Here is a 16,190-nt window from a genome sequence, read left to right as displayed (position 1 = left end):
CGAGCGATGAGTCTCGGCGGTCGATCCGGTCTGCCCTGGCATGACGCGAATCATCGCCGACATCTCGGTTTCCCTGGACGGCTTCGTCACCGGCCCCGAGCCCGGCCCGGACAACGGCCTGGGCGTCGGGGGCGAGGCTCTGCATTCCTGGGCCTTCTCCGACGACCCCGGAGACCGCCGGATCCTTCGCGAGGGGGCCGCCCGCTCGGGTGCCGTCCTCCTCGGCCGACGGCTCTTCGACGTGGTCGGCGGACCGGGCGGCTGGGACGACGAGGTCGGCTACGGAGCCCGCGAGGTCGGCAAGCCCGCGTTCGTCGTCGTGACGAGCTCGCCGCCGAGCTCGGTGCGGCTCACCGAACTCGACTGGACGTTCGTCACCACCGGGCTGTCCGACGCCGTCGCCGCGGCCCGGCGACGCGCGGAGACGGCGTCGTCGGGCAGCGGCAAGGACCTGGACGTCGTCCTCATGGGCGGCGGCGCCACGATCGGCTCGGCGCTCGCCGCCGGGCTGGTCGACATCTTGTCCCTGCACCTCGCGCCGGTCGTGCTGGGCGCCGGAACGCCGTTGTTCACCGGCAACGCGCCGCGCACGCTGGTCCAGCGCAGCGTGACCACGACATCGACCGCGACGCATCTGACCTACGACGTTCTCTGACGACGAGGCCGCGCCCACAGGACGGCGGTTGTGCGCGGGGCTACCAGCGATACCAGCGGCCCCGGCGGCCGCCGGTGTCCGCGCTGCGCATGACGAAGCCGAGCAGCCAGACGACCAGCACGACGACGGCGATCCACCACAGTGCCTTGAGCGCGAAGCCCGCGCCGAACAGGATCAGGGCCAGAAGCAGAACGAGAAGCAGGGGAACCATAGTTATCGACCTCCAGCGGTCCTGGTGCCCGGCAAATCCAGGAACACACGGTCGAATCACCTGGTTTCTTCACCGTTTCTGCGGGAACCGGACCCGGTTCCGTCACCGCTGTTCACCCCACCGGTTCGTGCCCGCGCCCTGGCACGCTCCGGTCGCTCACAGCCCGAGCGGCAGCGGCTCGGCGGGCGCACCGGAGGCGATCAACGCCGGCAGCAGAGTCGCAAGGCCGCGGGGGGCGAACAGGTCGGGCCCGTCGTAAGCGGCGATCTCCTGAGGGCGCCACCACTTCAGCGCGGTGATGTTCTCCGCGGCGAGTTCGGCGTCGGAGAACGTTCCACGGGCGTCGAACCTGGCGGTGCGCACGAGGAAGTAGTCATTGACGACGCCGTCGTAGCCCGGGGCGTGCAGGGGCGCCACGACCTCCTGGCGCCACACGTGCGGCGGACGAGTCGTCAGCGCGAGACCCACCTCTTCCCGTAGTTCGCGGCGCAGTGCGGCGAGCGGCGTCTCGTCCGGCTCGATCCCGCCGCCGGGAGCTGCCCAGACCACCGTTCCCGCCGGATCGGGAATCGAGAACCGGCAGAGAAGGACGCAGTCGTCCGCATCGAGGATGATCGCGCGCGCCGCGTGGCGCAGGTTCACGGAGGGCATCCGGACACGCTAACGGAGCCGCCCGGGCCCGGACGTCCTGTCCGGTGCTTCGGCGGAGTCCGGGGGCGCGGGTTCCCCCTTCAAGGCCGCCCGCCCCGGTACGGATCATGTGCAGGCGTAGGCGACCCCCGCTCGGGCAGGCGGATGTCGGGGGCCCCGGTGGATCTCCGTTCGGCTCAACGCCCAGCCGCCCGGCCCGGTACCCTCTGTATCCCGGACGGGTGGGAAGGTCGGAAAGGGGACCAGGTGAGAGCGGCGCGGACGCTTGCCACGTTCGACGACGTCGAACTCGGTGACCACATCTGCTGGCACCAGGACTCGGCCGACACGTCCCCTGCCGATGTGCTCGCCTACGTGGCTGACGGCGCTCTGTACGGCGACAAGATCGTGGTGGTCGGCTCCGCCAGCGCCGTCCTCGGCCTTCCCCGTGACGCTGTGCCCTCCGCCTCGGTGATCCTGGATCCCCCGCGCGACGCGGACCCCGACTCCTTCCTGGCCGCGGTGCGCCGGGAAGCGCGTACAGCGGCCCTGGAGGGCTACCGCTCGGTGCGTGTGCTGACCGAGCGGGCGCCTGCCGCAGCGCCCGGCGGGGCCGAGGAACTGGTGGCCCAGGAGCTGAAGCTCGACGAGTTCGCCTCGGAGAGCAATGCCATCGTGGTGTGCGCCTTCCGGCCTTCGCAGTGGGACAGGCCTACGCTGGAACATGTGGCAGGTGTGCACCCGCACGAGATGGGCATACGCGCTGAGCGTCCGGCCTTTCGGATGTACAGCACGGGTGCCGACGTCTGGAGCGTGGACGGAGTGATCGACTCAGAGGGCGCGGACGCGTTCAACACCGCGCTGCGCGCGGCGATGCGCTTCTCGCCCAAGGTGAATCTGCGCTTCGACACCCTGGAGATGATCGACGCCGCAGGCATGCACGCACTCGTCGACGCCGCCCGCCATCTTCCGGACCGCCGCATCGTCGTGGAGGGCGCCAACGACACCGTGCGCCTGTGCTGGGAGCTCGCGGGATACGCGGCCGCCGGCCTGCCGGTGGTGATGGCAGCATGACCACGATCCCGCCCGCGCATCCGTCCGAAGCGGCCCAGCCTCCGTTCCGCCACGAGTTCTACCCCTATCGCGGGGTCGGGCAGTTCCTGTCCGGGACCCTGGGGTACATCCACGAGGCGCTGGCGGGCGGCGAGGCCGTGGTCGTCGCCGTCCCCTCGGACAAGGCGTCGCTCCTGCGCCACGAACTCGGCGACGAGTCCGCCGTCACCTTCGTCGACATCACGACGCTCGGGCCCAACCCGGGCCGGCTGGTCGGCGCCTGGGTGGACTGGATGAAGGAGCGAGGCGAGGGGGACAGGCCGGTACGCGGCATCGGGGAGACGGCCTGGCGCGAGGCCCGCAGCGCTGCGCACCTCTCTGAGCTGCGGTATCACGAATGGCTGTTGAACCGGGCCTTCGCCCGCAGCTCCGCCTGGTCGATGCTGTGCCCCTACGACGACGCGGACGACGACCGCAGCGCCCTGCAGTCCCTGTCCCGCTGCCACCCGTTCGTCCGCCAGGACGGCCACTTCGTGCGCAACGAGGGGTACCTCACCGCCGAGGAGTACCCCTTCGACGTCCTCAACCCTCCGTGCGATCCCTTCCAGGAGCTGAGTTTCACCCACGGTGACCTGGCCGCGGTCCGTGCCAAGGTCTCGGGGTGCGCATCGGAAGCAGGCGTCACGGAGGATCAGCAGAGGAAGCTCGCCGTCGCCGTCACGGAGATCGCCACGAACAGCATCCGGCACGGCGGGGGCCGGGGGACCCTCCGCACCTGGACCCAGGACTCGACGTTCCTGTGCGAGTTCCGCGACGCCGGCTACATCCCGGACGTGATGGCCGGCCGCACCCGCCCCACCGTCGACCAGATCGGCGGCCGCGGTCTGTGGCTCGCCCAGCAGCTCTGCGACCTCGTGGAGATCCGCTCCACCCGCCACGAGGGCACCACCATCCGCCTCCACGTCGACGTCCCCCACTGAGCCGACGCGCGCGATCACCGCGGTGCCGAGGCGTCGTCGTACACGAGGAGGCCGTCACCGCGCAGACGCACGCCCGGCGTCGGCGTGTGCGGCGTCAGGCGCCCGTCGTGCATCAGGTGGTGGACGAGCAGTCCGCGCGCCACCACGGCGAAGTCGGCGATGAGACGTCGGTGGCATCGCCACCACACCGCCTCACTGCACATCACCGCGGTCCGCAGGCCGGCCGCCTGACGGATGACCTCGTCCATGGCGGCGACGAAATCCGGGCTGCGGGTGTGAGCGGCATAGCCGCGGAACGACGCGTTGCGCCAGACCGTGTCGGGTGAGTCCGGCGGCGGCTTCCGGAAGCCGCCGAGGCGCTTCTCCCACCGGTAGGCGATGTCCTCCTCCGGCAGCCACTCGGCCAGACGCTGCCGTGAAAGATTCGGGCTACGGCGACTACCGGGAGCGGTCCTGACGTCCACCACGGCGGCAATGCGGGCTTCCCGCAGCAGCCTCGCCAGCGTTTCCCGCTCCGCGGTGCTGTGGCCGAAGGTGACCAGTTCGAGCGGGGGCGCCCGCAGCTCCCCGGGAGGTCCGGTCCGGTCCACGTCCATACACCGAGTGCAACAGATGACCGGCCGGAAGGCATCGCCGGCATCCCGTGCTCACCGGCGGCGCAGGTCGCGCAGCACCTCCCGGGCGGCGCGGGTGCCCGAGGCCATCGCGCCCTGGACCGAGCCCGTGGCCCGGTGGTCCCCGCACACGTACCGGCCCGGGGCCACCCGGGTCGTGCGCGTGAGCTCCTGAGGTGCCGCCATCGCCGGCAGCGCCTCGGGAACCGTGCGGACGGCCAGCACGGGCCAACGGGCGGCGTCGGTCGCGTAGACCTCGCTCAGCGCCTCACGCAGAGCGCGCTCCCGGCCCTCGGCGTCGGCGCCCAGAACCGAGGTGGCGACGAGTGCCCGGCCGGGCGGCGCACAGGAGGCGGCGACCTCGCTCAGCACACAGGTGTTGAGGAAGCGACGCCGGGTGTCGACCAGCAGCGTGGGCTCGCGCAGCGGAGCCTCGGCCGGGGCGTGGTAGTACGTCGTGACCACACGGTAGGCGGGCATGGTCACGTCCGGCATCAACGTCACGGCCGCTCCGGGGCCGGTGGCGACCACCACGGCGCGCGCCGGGACGGTTGCACGAGCGGCGGTCTCGACACCCTCGTCGGTCAGCCTCTCCACCGGAGTGTCCAGTCTCACGACCCCCTCCGGCAGCGCCGCCGCCAACGCCCGCGGGACGGCTCCGATGCCGTCCGCGGGCAGACACAGGGTCCCGCGCAGCATGCTGCGCCACACCAGGTGGAAGACCCGGGCGGACGTCTCCAGCCGGTCCTCCAGGAACACCCCGGACAGGAAGGGACGGAAGAAGCGCTCGACGAAGGCGTCGGTGAACCCGGCCCGGGCGAGCGCCGCCCTCGTGCTGCGATCGGAGCGCCGCTTGAGCCGGCGCGGCGGGAGCAGCGCGTCCGAGGCGGCGAGGGCGCCGAGGGCCGTCAGATCGCGCGGTCCCGCGACCCGCCCCGACAGGAGGTCGACGAGCGTGGACGGATGAGACACGGGGTCGGTCAGGCGGCGCCTGCCGGTCCCGGTGTGGATGAGCACGCCCGGGGTGAACGGGCGCAGGGACAGGTCTGACAGCGCCAGACGTCGTCGGACCTGCGGATAGGACGTGTTGAAGACCTGGAAGCCGCGGTCGATCACGAAGCCGTCCACGAGATCGGAGCGCATCCGGCCGCCGACCCCGTCCGAGGCCTCCAGGACCTGTACCGCGACGCCGGCCGCGAGGAGGTCCTGCGCACAGGCGAGGCCGGCGACGCCCGCTCCGATCACCACCACGTCGGGGGAACGCCCGCCTGCGGTCACTTCGTCTCCTTCCGTCGCCGTGCTGCACGGGGTGTGGGCCGCCGCACGTCGAAGCACCGTCGACCTCTCTTCGGCGCAGGCCCCGCGCGCGGATGCACCACGACACCGACTCGGGACGGTCCCGGTCCGCTGACGGTTGGTCCCGGCCGGTCCACGCGACGGCGCGGCCGCGTGGCGGTCGGCTTGCTACGGCGGGCTACGGCGGGCGGCTCAGCCGGGGAAGCGCCCCGTCGAGCGCAGCTGCCAGCGCCGCTCCGCGTAGGCGAGGTCGTCGCGCCACAGGCGTCCGGCGGCGGCCCGCACGAGGGGGCGCAGCAGCGGCGACATCCTGCGGGCCACGGCGAAGCCGGGGCGGTCCGACGCCGCGACGACGGCCTCCACCACCGCCGTGCGAGGCCTGCCCCGGTCGTCGGGGCCGAGCGGGGTCGCGTGGGTCTCGACCACCGAGCCGCGGCCCTCGCCCTCCGTGATGTGCATGACGACCGTGCGCGGCTCGGGCGCGGTGAACACGGCGCGGACGGGGACGACCAGCCGTCCGGCGACCCGGAAGGAGACATCGACGACGAATCCGTCCTCCTGCGCCGCCGCGCCCTCGCCGCCCGCCTCCCCGGCTCCCTCTCCCTTTGCCTCTCCGTCCTCCGTCCTCGCCGGCGCCTTCCCCGCCGTCGCGGGAGTGTCGACGACGGTCAGGTCGACGAAGGAGTACGGGTGGAACCAGGCGCCGTGCCAGGGATCCAGCCGGTTGGCCACGACGTCCTCCGGCTCGCAGGCGCCGACGCCCACGTAGACGGCGGTCACCGCCCGGGTCAGGGCGGGCCTCGGCGGCACGACCGGCGTCTCCAGGGGCGGTTCCCCGCCCACGTCGTCCAGGCGCACCCAGACCAGTACGCCGTCGTCGTAGGCGGGCAGCGGCTCCCAGCCCGCGAACGGTGCGCCTTTCAGGGCGAGGCCGTGCCAGTGGCAGACGAGAGTGCCGCACCTGACCGGGCTGTCGCGCAGGGGTGCGCCCAGGTGCGGGCAGACGCCCGGTCCGGCGACCAGACGGCCCGTGGCGTCGCGCCAGACGACGACCTCCTGTCCGGCGATCGTCCGGGCGAGCGGCCGGTCGGCGGGGACGTCCCGGGTCGCGCCCACGACGAACCAGTTGCCCGAAGGGCGCGCCTGAGCGCGTTTCAGCGCCTGGGCGATGACCGCCGGACGGGCCTCGCGCCATGTCGGAAGCTGCCGCTCCCAGGCGACCGGGTCCCTGCGCAGCGAGAGGGGGAGGCGTCCGCGACGGACGGGACGACGGGGGTTCACCTGACCTCCTTGTGCAGTGGCTGCGCGGTGACGGCCCGGGGTGCCGGGTGCGTTCCGGCGCACCGTCCGGGCGCGCCGGACCGGGCGGGAGGCTCGGTGGACACCGTCCTGCGGCGGGCCGCGCGCGCCTTCGCCCGGGCTGCCGTCAGACGCACCAGCCCGTCGGCGGCCACCGCGGCCCTGCGTCGCCGGGGCACCACGGCACGCCGGTGCAGGACGGCGTACCCGTCGGCGGCGACCGCGTCGAGGATGCCGCCGTAGAGCACGAAGGCCGTGCGGATGCAGGGACGTGACACGGGTTCGAGCATCGCGATGCCGGGCGCCGCCTCGCGGTAGACGCCGCGGGTGAGGTCCTCGAAGGCCCTGAAGGCCGCGGTGATGCGCGGGTCGCGGCGGCCGGAGCCTCGACTCCAGAGCAGCAGTTCCCGGTCGACGCCGTGCGCGGACAGCAGATCGGCGGGCAGGTAGACGCGTCCGCGGTCGAGGTCCTCGCCCACGTCGCGCAGGAAGTTGGTCAGCTGGAAGGCGACGCCGAGGGCGGCCGCGTGCGGGGCGGCCTCCTCGCGCGGGGCCACGGAGCCCAGGACGGGCAGCATCTGCAGCCCGATCACCGCGGCGGAGCCGTGCATGTACGCGCGCAGGTCGTCGTAGGTCGGATAGTCGGTGACCTCCAGGTCGCTGCGCATGGACGCCATGAAGTCGCCGAAGTGGCCGTGGTCGATGCCGTATCGCCGGGCCGTGTCGGCCAGTGCGAGGACCACCGGCTCGGCGCTGCTCTCCTCCCGCAGCCCCCGCTGGAGCCGCTCGTGGAGGCGGGCGAGGTCGGCGGCGCGGCGTCGGGCGGGGATGTCGGCGTCCAGGGAGTCGACGATGTCGTCGGCCCAGCGGGCGAAGCCGTAGAGGGCGTGGACGGCCGGCCGCCGCTCCACGGGCAGCAACCGGGTGGCGAGGAAGTACGTCTTGCCGTGCCGGGCGTTGAGCCGCCGGCAGTGCGCGTAGGCGTCGCGCAGCGCCGGCTCGGTGATGCCCGCCGCGTCGAGTTCACGGACCGTCATGAAGGTGCTCCTTTGGACACGGTCGGCACGTCCGGCAGGGCGGGCGCTTTCGGCACGCGCGGTACGGCACGCGGACGCCGGGGGACGACGGCCGCGTGCCGCCCGGTGATGCGGGCCGCGGCGAGCTTGCCGGACAGCAGCACGGTGGGGACGCCGACGCCCGGTGTGGTGCCGCATCCGGCGAGTACGGCGTTGTCGGCGCCGCGGACCAGGTTGCGCGGCCGGAACGGTCCGGTCTGCGCGAACGTGTGGGCGGCCGAGAAGGGGGTGCCGGCCGCGTGCCCCTGGGCCGTCCAGTCGGCCGGGGTGACGAGCACCTGCTCCTCGATCGCCTCCGCGATGCCGTCGAAGCCGCGCCGGTCGAGTTCCCGCAGGACGTCGTCGCGGTAGCGCGGGCCGAGATCGCCCCAGGCGGCGGCGTCCGGCCCGATGTCGGTGTTCGGGCAGGGGGCAAGGATGTAGTGGAGGTGGTGACCGGGCGGGGCGAGCGTCGGGTCGGTGGCGGTGGGACGGGTGATGAGCAGCGACGGGTCGCTCATCAGACGGCCGTCACGGGTGAGTTCGTCGAAGGTGCGGCGCCACTCCCTGCCGAAGGACAGCGTGTGATGGCCGAGTCCGGGCCACGTCCGGTCGGTGCCGACGTGCAGGACGACGGCCGAGGGGGCGTGTCTGATGCGCAGCGGACGGCGCGGGGGGCGACCGAGCAGGCCGTAGGAGACCGGAAGGTCCGGGGTCAGGACCACGGCGTCGCACGGGATGCGGTCCTGGTCGGTGACGACGGCGGTGACACGGCCGGCGGAACGTTCCAGCCGGGTCACGGTCCGTCCGAAGCGCAGGTCGGCGCCCGCCTGCGCAGCGGCGTCCGCCATGGCCTGCGGCAGGGCGTGCATGCCGCCGCGGGGGAAGTACACGCCGGCGACGGTGTCCATGTAGGCGATCACGGCGTATGCGGCGAGGGCCCGAGCCGGGGCGACTCCGGCGTAGAGCGCCTGGAAGGAGAAGACTCGGCGCAGACGTTCGTCGCGCAGGTGACGGCCGATCCCCGCGTCCAGCCGTCCGAACCCGCGGAGGGCGGCGAGCCGCGCCAGGTCCGGGGTCAGCAGCTGCAGCGGGGAGTCGAAGTTGGCGTCGATGAAGCGACGCATCTGGGCGCGGTACAGCTGCTCCAGCCATCGGCGCAGCCGCCGGTAGCCCGCGGCCTCGTCGGCTCCGGCGAACCGTTCGACCTCCGCCTCCATCGCCGCCGCGTCGGTGTGCACGTCCAGGCTGCCGCCGTCCGCGAACCGCGCCTGGTAGGCGGGGTGCAGGGGGACGAGGTCGACGCGGTCGCGCAGGTTCTCGCCGACCGCGGAGAACGCCTCGTCGGCGAGGTCGGGCATGGTCAGCACGGTGGGACCGGTGTCGATGCGGTAGCCGCCGCGCTCCAGTCGTCCGGCTCGGCCCCCGGGCAGCGCGTCCCGCTCCACGAGGGTGACCCGGCGACCCGCGCCGAGCAGGTGCAGTGCGGCCGCGAGACCGGAGAGCCCGGCGCCCACCACGACCACGTGATCCGTGGGGCCGGAGACGGTCCGGGTCATCGGACACCTCCCTCGGCGCCGACGGTCAGCAGCGCGGAGACAGGCATGCCCTGGTCCGCTCCGCAGGGTCCTGGAGCGGGCACGGGGACCGTGCCGGCCGCCGCGTGCAGAAGCTCCCGCAGACGCCTGCGGCCCTGCGGCTCCAGCGCCGCGGAGTCCAGATGACGCATGCCCTGGGAGACCAGCCGGTCGATCTTCGCCTCGACGACGTCACGGGCACCGGTGGTCACCAGCACCTCACGGACCTCGCCGAGCCCTCGGTCGGAGAGATCGGCGCGGCCCAGCGAACGACGCAGCACGGCCAGGGCGCGCCGGTCACCCGTGGACTCCGCCCGGGCCCGGGCCACCGCTGCCAGGTACGTGGGTTTGCCCGCCCGGATGTCGCCGCCCGTCGGCTTTCCGGTGCGCGTGGGGTCGCCGAACAGGTCGGTGAGGTCGTCGCGCAACTGGAACGCGATGCCGACGCAACGGCCCGCCGAGCACAGGGCGGCCGTGCGCGCGGTGTCCGCGCCCGCCAAAGCGGCTCCCAGCGCCAGCGGACGCTCCACCGAGTACAGCGCGCTCTTGAGACAGGCGGCGCGCACGGCACGGGCCAGCGAGACGGAGGAGGTGACCTGGCCCTGGATGTCCAGGTACTGACCGGCCACCATCTCCGTGCGCATCGTGCTCCACAGGTCGCGCACCCTGCGGGCGGTGTCCGGCTCCATCTCGATGTCCGCGACCGTGTCGTCCGCCCAGGCCAGGGCGAGGTCGCCGGCGAGTATCGCTGCGGCCTCGCCGAAGCGCCGGCCGGCCTCGGGCGCTACGGCGCCGGCGTACTGGGCGGCGACGTCCGCGTGCAGGACGGGCCGGCCGCGACGCAGCCGGGAGCCGTCCATGACGTCGTCGTGGACGAGTGCGCAGGTCTGGATCAGCTCGAGGGCGGCGCCGACCCGCAGGGCGGCTTCCGCCTCGACCGGGCCGCCGCCGCAGGCCCGCAGAGCCCACCACACGAACCGCGAACGCATGCGCTTGCCCCCCTCCAGAGTGAAGGCGGCGACGCGTTCGGCGAGGTCGTGCCCGAAGACCGGGTCGAGGGCGACGGCGCGTTCCACCCGTTCGCTCAAAAGGTCGTCGAGGAGGCGGCCCACGGCGGCGGGCACATCCCCGTCGACGTCCTCCAGGGCGGCGCCGTCCAGCCGGAGCCGCTGGGGCCTGCGCGCTTCCGAGGGTGCGCCCGGGGCGGGGAGGTCCTCTCCGAGCAGGGGGAACCCGCCTGCGGGCCGCACGGTGTGAGGGTCCGGTGCCTTCTGGGCCACAGGAAGATCCTTCGCCTCGGTGGGACGCATCCCGGTTCCTCTCGCCTCGGTCGCCTGGGTGTCTGACGTAATGCCTTCCGCGACAGGGGCGTCCCCGGATGCGCCATCCGGGGAGAACGTGCGGTCGTTCTCGGCCGGTGGGCCGAAAGGGGCGACGGAACGCACGGGCTCACGAGGGCGGCCGCGGCGGAGAAACGATGCAAGGACGACGCAAGTTGTCGCATCGCTCGCGCGCTTCGCATGGTGGGGGAGTGGCGGTCGCCGACGGCGACCGCGAGCACGGCAGGCGGGGCCGCTCTCGGAGACCAGGTCCCCCGGCCGCCCGCCCCGAGAGACGGCACGGTCACCGCCCGCACGAGGAGCAGCATCATGACGGCACGCCAAGTCACCGAGCCGGCCATCGACAGCATCCCGCTGTGGGCTCCGGCCGAGGACTCCCTGGCCGACGAGGAACTCGCCGCGGGGTTCGCGGCCGGCGACGAGGCCTGTCTCGTCGCCGCCTACCACCGGTGGGGCGCTCTGGTCTACACCCTCGGGCGGCGCTCGCTGGGAGACGCGCGCGAGGCGGAGGACGTCACCCAGACGGTGTTCCTGGCCGCTTGGCGGGGCCGAGCCGGATTCGCGCCCGAGCGCGGCACGCTGAGCGCGTGGCTGGTCGGCATCACCCGCCGCAAGATCGCCGACGCCCTGGCGGCGCGCACCCGGCGGGCCGAACTCGTGGCCGCGGCCGGTGCGCGGATGTCCGTGGGGTCCGCGGACGGCTACACCCAGCCGGACGCCGTCCTGGACCGCGTCCTCATCGGCCGCGAGCTCGCCAGGTTGCCCGCGGCCCAGCGCCGCGTGCTCACCCTGGCCTTCTACGACGATCTGACGCAGCCGCAGATCGCCGACCTCACCGGCTGGCCGCTGGGCACCGTGAAGAGCCATGCCCGGCGCGGCCTGCACCGGCTCGGTCGCTGCCTCCAGGGGGAGGGCGTCGACGAGGGCGTCAGCGACCGCAGAAGGTAACCGTTGGCGAGCAGAGGGTAATTCGATGCGAAAACGATGCGACTTCTGAACGTTGCGGGGCGCGGGTCGATCGGCGCCGACCGCTTCCGATCGCCTCCGACCGTTCCGCCGCCTGCCCGCCCCGAACCTTGCCGCGCCTTCCGGGCGCCCCGCCCTTCCGCCCCCTCCCCGCCGGTCCCGGTGAGTCGGGCGCCGGTGCATCCGGCGTCGCTCCTGTGCCCGTAGTGGTGCCCGTAGAGCCGTCACAAGGAGCCCTGCCCGCCTGAGGACCGCGCGTCCGTCGCGCGGGGGCCCGCGCGGCGGACCGTGAGGACGTCAGGAGGACGGCGTGGCCGAACGCCCGGCACTGCCCCACATCCCCCACGCGGCACTGGTCTCCCGCGCCCTCGACGGCAGCCGGGCGCCTTGGGACGAGGCCGCGGCCGGCCATCTCGACCTGTGCCGTCCGTGCCGGGAACGGCTGGCCGCCTACGAACGCGCCGCGGCCGCGGGGCGTCTGACCCGACCGGGTGAAACCCTCCAGGCGCCACCCACCCGGGTGTGGACCGCAATCCGCGCTCACCTCGCCGCCGACCGTCCCCCGCCGCCGCCCACTCCTTCAGCGACCGCCCACCCAGTGCGGCGCGCCGCAGTCCGCGTCCTGCGATGCCCCGCCGCGGCGGCGCGGGCCGTCGCCCGCTGCGTCGCCCGCCTGCGCGCCCGCCTACGGCCCGGACGGCACCGCGAGTCGAACCGCTGAGACCGGCCGCTCACCTCCCCCCGCGCTCGTCCGTCCGGCAGTCGGGCCCCGGACGGGCGACGACCCCGGCGAGGCCTGCATCCGTGGAGCGCCTCCGGGGTGAATGCTTCCGACAGGTCACCGGCTGCCCGCACACCGCCGGTGGGACGCACACACCGGAGGGAGCGGCTCGTGGTGCACGCTGAGGTGGCCATCCTGGGCGCGGGAGCGGCGGGGCTGTCCCTCGCCCACCGGCTCACGCAGGCCGCCCCCGGGGCCCGACGCGTGTCCGCCGTCCTGGTGGACGCGCCGCCCGGACCGCTCCGCCCGCCGAGCCGGACCTGGTGCTTCTGGGAGCCGGGCCCCGGCCCGTACGATGCCGCGCTGACCGCGGAATGGCGCAGGCTGCGGGTGCACGGCCGGGCCGGGCAGCCGATCGAGGACGACATCGCCCCCCTGCGCTACAAGATGCTGCGCTCCGACGACTTCGAGCGCCTGGTGGCCCGCGATCTGGCGCACGGCGACGACGTCAGGCGACTGGAGGCGACCGTCGAGTCGGTGAACGGCGGGGCCGACGGAGCCGACATCCGTGCCCGTGCCGCCGACGGCCGCCCGGTGACGGTGCACGCCCGCTGGGTCTTCGACTCCCGGCCGCTCGCCCGCCTGCCCGCGGCCCGGACCACCCTGTTGCAGCACTTCCGCGGCTGGTTCGTCCGCACCGAGCGGCCCGCTTTCGACCCCGGCACGGTCGACCTCATGGACTTCAGGGTGCCGCAGCCGCGCCGGGGCCTCGCCTTCGGCTACCTCCTGCCCACCGGACGTCATGAGGCGCTCGTGGAGTACACCCTGTTCTCCGGCGCCGTCCTGCCCCGCGAGGCGTACGAGCGCGAACTGCGCCGCTACACCCACGACGTGCTGCGCCTCGGCGGCTTCGACGTCACCGCGACCGAGACCGGCGTGATCCCCATGACCGACGCCCGGTTCTTCCGCCGGCCGGCGCCGTCCGTCTTCCGCATCGGCGCCGCGGGGGGCGCCACCCGGCCGTCCACCGGCTACACGTTCTCCGCCGTCCAGCGCCAGACCCGCACCGTCGCGGACGCCCTGCGCGCGGGCCGCCACCCGATGCCGCCGCCCGCCCATTCGGCCCGCTCGCGCGCCATGGACGCGGTGATGCTGCGGGCACTGGACACCGGCCGCGTCGACGGGGCCGCGTTCTTCGGGCGGCTCTTCGCAGGGGTGCCGATGGAACGGCTGCTGCGATTCCTCGACGGCGGCACCCGCCTGCACGAGGACCTCTCCGTCGGCGTCCGCACCCCCGTCCTGCCGATGCTGCGCTGCGCGGCGGAACTGCCCTGGCTGGCCCGCAAGCCGCCCCCTGCCGGCCGGTGAGCGACACGAAGCACGACCCGAGCCCCGAGCACCCCGACCACTCGGCGGAGACCTCCGCCGCCGCCCCGCCCCGCTCCGGCTGCCCCGGCCGTACCCCGGCAGGCCGCCCGCCCACGAGAGGAGACCGCATGACCCTGCTGCGCGACGAGGACCTGGCCGCCGCGTTCGACCACGCTTCTCGCAGCTACGACACCCTGGTCGCCGCCAACCCCGGCTACCACGGCCACCTGCGCCGCTCCGCGCGCCGCCTCGGCCTGCCCGACGGCGGCGCCGGACTGCGCGTACTGGATCTCGGGTGCGGCACCGGCGCCTCGACGGCCGCCCTCGCCGCGGTCCTCCCCGGCGCCGAGATCACCGCGGTGGACGCCTCCGCCGGGATGCTGGAGCGCGCCGCGCGCAAACCGTGGCGGGACGGGGTGACCTTCGTACGGGCCCCCGCCGAAGGACTGGCGGAAGCAGGCGTGCGGGGACCCTTCGACGCGGTCTTCGCCGCCTACCTCTTCCGCAACGTCACCGACCCCGACGCGGTGCTCGGCGCGGTGAGCGACGTGCTCGCGCCGCACGGGCGTCTCGCGGTGCACGAATACACGCTCAGCGGCCGGGGCGTCCACCGCGCGGTGTGGACCGGGGTGTGCCGCGGACTCGTCCTGCCCGTCGCCACCCTCCTCGGCGACGGCGACCTGTACCGGCACCTGTGGCGCAGCGTCGTGGACTTCGACACGGCGGACCGCTTCGCCGCCCGGGTCCGCGCCGCCGGTTTCCAGGACGTCAGGGCGCTGCCCCTGCCCGGCTGGCAGACCGGCATCACCCACACCGTCGTCGCCCGCCGCCCCGGCCCGGCCGCGGAGGACGGCCGATGACCCGAACCCGGCGACCGGACGCCGCCCGCCGCGGCCGGGACCGGCGCGCCCGCACCGTCCTGCCCGCCCCGGGCACACCACGCGTCGCCGTCGGCCGCCCCGTGACGGCGGCGGTCGTCGGCGGCGGCATCGCGGGGCTCGCGGCCGCCACGGGCCTGGCCGAGAAGGGCGTGCGGGTCACGCTCTACGAACGCGGTCCCGCCCTGGGCGGACGGCTGTCCGGCCGGCCGACCGTCCTCTCCGACGGCAGCACCGTCACCATGAGCCGCGGCTTCCACGCGTTCTTCCGGCAGTACTACAACCTGCGCGGACTGCTGCGAGCACCGATCCGGGGCTCGCCCGTCTGCGTGGCCTGCCCGACTACCCGCTCCGCCACGGCAGCGGCGTGCACGACAGCTTCCGGCACGTCCCGCGCACCCCGCCGTGGAGCGCCCTCGGTTTCGTGGCCCTGAGCCCGACCTTCACACTGCGCGACCTCGCCCGCATGAACCCGGTGGCCGCACTGCCGCTGCTGGACGTCCGCGTCCCCGAGGTCTACGAGCGGCTCGACGACGTCAGCGCACATGACTTCCTCCACTCGATCCGCTTCCCGGAGGCCGCACACCACCTCGCGTTCGAGGTGTTCTCCCGGAGCTTCTTCGCCGATCCGCGCCGACTGTCCGCGGCGGAGATGGTGTTGATGTTCCACATCTACTTCCTGGGCTCGGCGGAAGGCCTGCTCTTCGACGTGCCCGACGAGCCCTTCCCGGCCGCCCTGTGGGAGCCACTGGCCGACTACCTGCGCGGCCACGGCGTCGACGTGCGCACCGGCGCCCGCGTCGAGACCGTCGAACCCGCCGAGGACGGCGGCTTCGTCGTCGCCACGGACACGACGGAACGGCGCCACGACACCACCGTCCTCGCCCTGGACACCGAAGGCCTCGGCTCCCTCGTCGCCCGCTCCCCCCGCCTGGCGGACGCCGGCTGGCGGGAGCGGATCACCCGGCTCCGCGCCGCGCCGCCGTTCCTCGTGTCACGCCTGTGGCTGGACCGCCCGGTCGCCGCCGACCGCCCCGGCTTCCTGGGTACCAGCGGCTACGGAACCCTCGACAACGTCAGCGTGCTGGAGCGCTGGGAGGGGGAGTCGGCGCGCTGGGCCTCGCGCACCGGCGGGTCCGTCGTCGAACTGCACGCCTACGCCCTGCCCGAGCGTGCGGTCCGCGACGTCGAGCAGAAACGCCTGGTGGAGCAACTGCACCGGGTGTATCCGGAGACGCGCGCGGCGACGGTGGTCGACGAGCGGCACGAGTGGCGGGCGGACTGTCCGCTGTTCCCGGTCGGCGGATACCGCGACCGGCCGACCGTACGCACCTCCGATCCCGCACTGGTGGTGGCCGGCGACCTCGTGCGCACGGACCTGCCCGTGGCCCTGATGGAACGTGCGGCCACGAGCGGTTTCCTCGCCGCGAACGCGCTCCTGGAGCGCTGGGGAGTCAGAGGCCAGACCCTGTGGACGGTGCCCGACCGCGGACGCAGCGCGGCACTGCGCGGGCTCGCACGACTGGGGTGACCCCGTGCGCGGGTGG

At 74.1% G+C, this 16,190-nt stretch carries 15 protein-coding genes and 1 pseudogene; 8 read left to right on the top strand and 8 right to left on the bottom strand.

Translation table 11 applies throughout. The features are described from left to right. Nucleotides 1-40 precede the first annotated feature (40 nt). Nucleotides 41-655 carry a dihydrofolate reductase family protein gene (locus BG482_RS06415; protein ID WP_069767886.1) on the top strand — a complete coding sequence of 205 codons (615 nt, stop codon included), beginning with the start codon at nt 41-43 and terminating at the stop codon, nt 653-655. A 40-nt stretch (nt 656-695) separates the two neighbouring features. Here the strand turns inward: BG482_RS06415 and BG482_RS06410 are convergent, their stop codons facing one another. Together BG482_RS06410 and BG482_RS06405 are read right to left on the bottom strand one after the other, a co-directional pair. Next, the gene (locus BG482_RS06410) at nt 696-866 is read right to left on the bottom strand and encodes a hydrophobic protein (protein WP_069767885.1); all 171 of its coding nucleotides are present in this window, start codon (nt 864-866) and stop codon (nt 696-698) included. Nucleotides 867-1,022: 156 nt separating this feature from the next. Then, nucleotides 1,023-1,517 carry an NUDIX hydrolase gene (locus tag BG482_RS06405; RefSeq protein ID WP_069767884.1) on the bottom strand — a complete coding sequence of 165 codons (495 nt, stop codon included), beginning with the start codon at nt 1,515-1,517 and terminating at the stop codon, nt 1,023-1,025. 246 nt (nt 1,518-1,763) lie between these two features. On the opposite strand from BG482_RS06405, the gene BG482_RS06400 reads away from it, so the two are divergent. Together BG482_RS06400 and BG482_RS06395 are read left to right on the top strand one after the other, a co-directional pair. Next, nucleotides 1,764-2,570, top strand: a complete 807-nt coding sequence (locus BG482_RS06400; RefSeq protein ID WP_069767883.1) for an MEDS domain-containing protein — start codon at nt 1,764-1,766, stop codon at nt 2,568-2,570. After that, nucleotides 2,567-3,529, top strand: a complete 963-nt coding sequence (locus BG482_RS06395; protein ID WP_069767882.1) for a sensor histidine kinase — start codon at nt 2,567-2,569, stop codon at nt 3,527-3,529. Before BG482_RS06400 ends, BG482_RS06395 begins: the two co-directional genes overlap by 4 nt. 14 nt (nt 3,530-3,543) lie before the next feature. Here BG482_RS06395 and BG482_RS06390 read toward each other — a convergent pair whose 3' ends face one another. The 6 genes from BG482_RS06390 to BG482_RS06365 form a co-directional block, all read right to left on the bottom strand. Beyond that, on the bottom strand, nt 3,544-4,125 hold the full coding sequence (locus BG482_RS06390) for a DUF488 family protein (protein ID WP_069767881.1): 582 nt from the start codon (nt 4,123-4,125) through the stop codon (nt 3,544-3,546). A 51-nt stretch (nt 4,126-4,176) separates the two neighbouring features. Next, complete coding sequence (locus tag BG482_RS06385; RefSeq protein WP_069767880.1) at nt 4,177-5,421, bottom strand: NAD(P)/FAD-dependent oxidoreductase; 1,245 nt, start codon at nt 5,419-5,421, stop codon at nt 4,177-4,179. 210 nt (nt 5,422-5,631) lie between these two features. Then, on the bottom strand, nt 5,632-6,720 hold the full coding sequence (locus BG482_RS06380) for a DUF5914 domain-containing protein (RefSeq protein ID WP_069767879.1): 1,089 nt from the start codon (nt 6,718-6,720) through the stop codon (nt 5,632-5,634). After that, a complete protein-coding gene (locus tag BG482_RS06375; RefSeq protein ID WP_069767878.1) occupies nt 6,717-7,775 on the bottom strand; it encodes a phytoene/squalene synthase family protein in 1,059 nt (352 codons plus the stop codon). Before BG482_RS06375 ends, BG482_RS06380 begins: the two co-directional genes overlap by 4 nt. Continuing rightward, nucleotides 7,772-9,352, bottom strand: a complete 1,581-nt coding sequence (gene crtI, locus BG482_RS06370) for a phytoene desaturase family protein (protein ID WP_069767877.1) — start codon at nt 9,350-9,352, stop codon at nt 7,772-7,774. The genes BG482_RS06375 and crtI overlap by 4 nt, the downstream gene beginning before the upstream one ends. Continuing rightward, nucleotides 9,349-10,680, bottom strand: coding sequence for a polyprenyl synthetase family protein (locus BG482_RS06365; RefSeq protein WP_079141636.1), 1,332 nt, complete (start codon nt 10,678-10,680; stop codon nt 9,349-9,351). Before BG482_RS06365 ends, crtI begins: the two co-directional genes overlap by 4 nt. Before the next feature lie 339 nt (nt 10,681-11,019). Between BG482_RS06365 and BG482_RS06360 the strand changes: the two genes are divergently transcribed. From BG482_RS06360 to BG482_RS06340, 5 genes and pseudogenes are all read left to right on the top strand, one after another. Next, nucleotides 11,020-11,658, top strand: a complete 639-nt coding sequence (locus BG482_RS06360) for a sigma-70 family RNA polymerase sigma factor (RefSeq protein ID WP_069767876.1) — start codon at nt 11,020-11,022, stop codon at nt 11,656-11,658. Between the two features lie 328 nt (nt 11,659-11,986). Next, nucleotides 11,987-12,397, top strand: a complete 411-nt coding sequence (locus BG482_RS06355) for a hypothetical protein (RefSeq protein WP_069767875.1) — start codon at nt 11,987-11,989, stop codon at nt 12,395-12,397. 171 nt (nt 12,398-12,568) lie between these two features. Next, on the top strand, nt 12,569-13,765 hold the full coding sequence (locus tag BG482_RS06350; RefSeq protein ID WP_069767874.1) for a lycopene cyclase family protein: 1,197 nt from the start codon (nt 12,569-12,571) through the stop codon (nt 13,763-13,765). Between the two features lie 128 nt (nt 13,766-13,893). After that, the gene (locus tag BG482_RS06345) at nt 13,894-14,625 is read left to right on the top strand and encodes a methyltransferase domain-containing protein (RefSeq protein ID WP_069767873.1); all 732 of its coding nucleotides are present in this window, start codon (nt 13,894-13,896) and stop codon (nt 14,623-14,625) included. Continuing rightward, a pseudogene (locus tag BG482_RS06340) lies at nt 14,622-16,174 on the top strand (FAD-dependent oxidoreductase). The gene BG482_RS06345 and the pseudogene BG482_RS06340 overlap by 4 nt, the downstream one beginning before the upstream one ends. Nucleotides 16,175-16,190: the final 16 nt, after the last annotated feature.

Origin of the sequence: Streptomyces sp. LUP30, from assembly GCF_001746365.1 — a bacterium.
In the GTDB taxonomy this organism is placed as follows: domain Bacteria; phylum Actinomycetota; class Actinomycetes; order Streptomycetales; family Streptomycetaceae; genus Streptomyces.
Note: the sequence above shows the minus strand (reverse complement) of the source record. Positions and strands in the feature narration are given on the sequence as shown.

What these genes read in the sequence shown, in the direction of transcription:
- BG482_RS06345 (WP_069767873.1), top strand. Translation starts at nt 13,894, where the DNA reads ATGACCCTGCTGCGCGACGAGGACCTGGCCGCCGCGTTCGACCACGCT.
- BG482_RS06395 (WP_069767882.1), top strand. Translation starts at nt 2,567, where the DNA reads ATGACCACGATCCCGCCCGCGCATCCGTCCGAAGCGGCCCAGCCTCCG.
- BG482_RS06415 (WP_069767886.1), top strand. Translation starts at nt 41, where the DNA reads ATGACGCGAATCATCGCCGACATCTCGGTTTCCCTGGACGGCTTCGTC.
- BG482_RS06360 (WP_069767876.1), top strand. Translation starts at nt 11,020, where the DNA reads ATGACGGCACGCCAAGTCACCGAGCCGGCCATCGACAGCATCCCGCTG.
- BG482_RS06410 (WP_069767885.1), bottom strand. Translation starts at nt 866, where the DNA reads ATGGTTCCCCTGCTTCTCGTTCTGCTTCTGGCCCTGATCCTGTTCGGC.
- BG482_RS06375 (WP_069767878.1), bottom strand. Translation starts at nt 7,775, where the DNA reads ATGACGGTCCGTGAACTCGACGCGGCGGGCATCACCGAGCCGGCGCTG.
- BG482_RS06365 (WP_079141636.1), bottom strand. Translation starts at nt 10,680, where the DNA reads ATGCGTCCCACCGAGGCGAAGGATCTTCCTGTGGCCCAGAAGGCACCG.
- crtI (WP_069767877.1), bottom strand. Translation starts at nt 9,352, where the DNA reads ATGACCCGGACCGTCTCCGGCCCCACGGATCACGTGGTCGTGGTGGGC.
- BG482_RS06390 (WP_069767881.1), bottom strand. Translation starts at nt 4,125, where the DNA reads ATGGACGTGGACCGGACCGGACCTCCCGGGGAGCTGCGGGCGCCCCCG.
- BG482_RS06405 (WP_069767884.1), bottom strand. Translation starts at nt 1,517, where the DNA reads ATGCCCTCCGTGAACCTGCGCCACGCGGCGCGCGCGATCATCCTCGAT.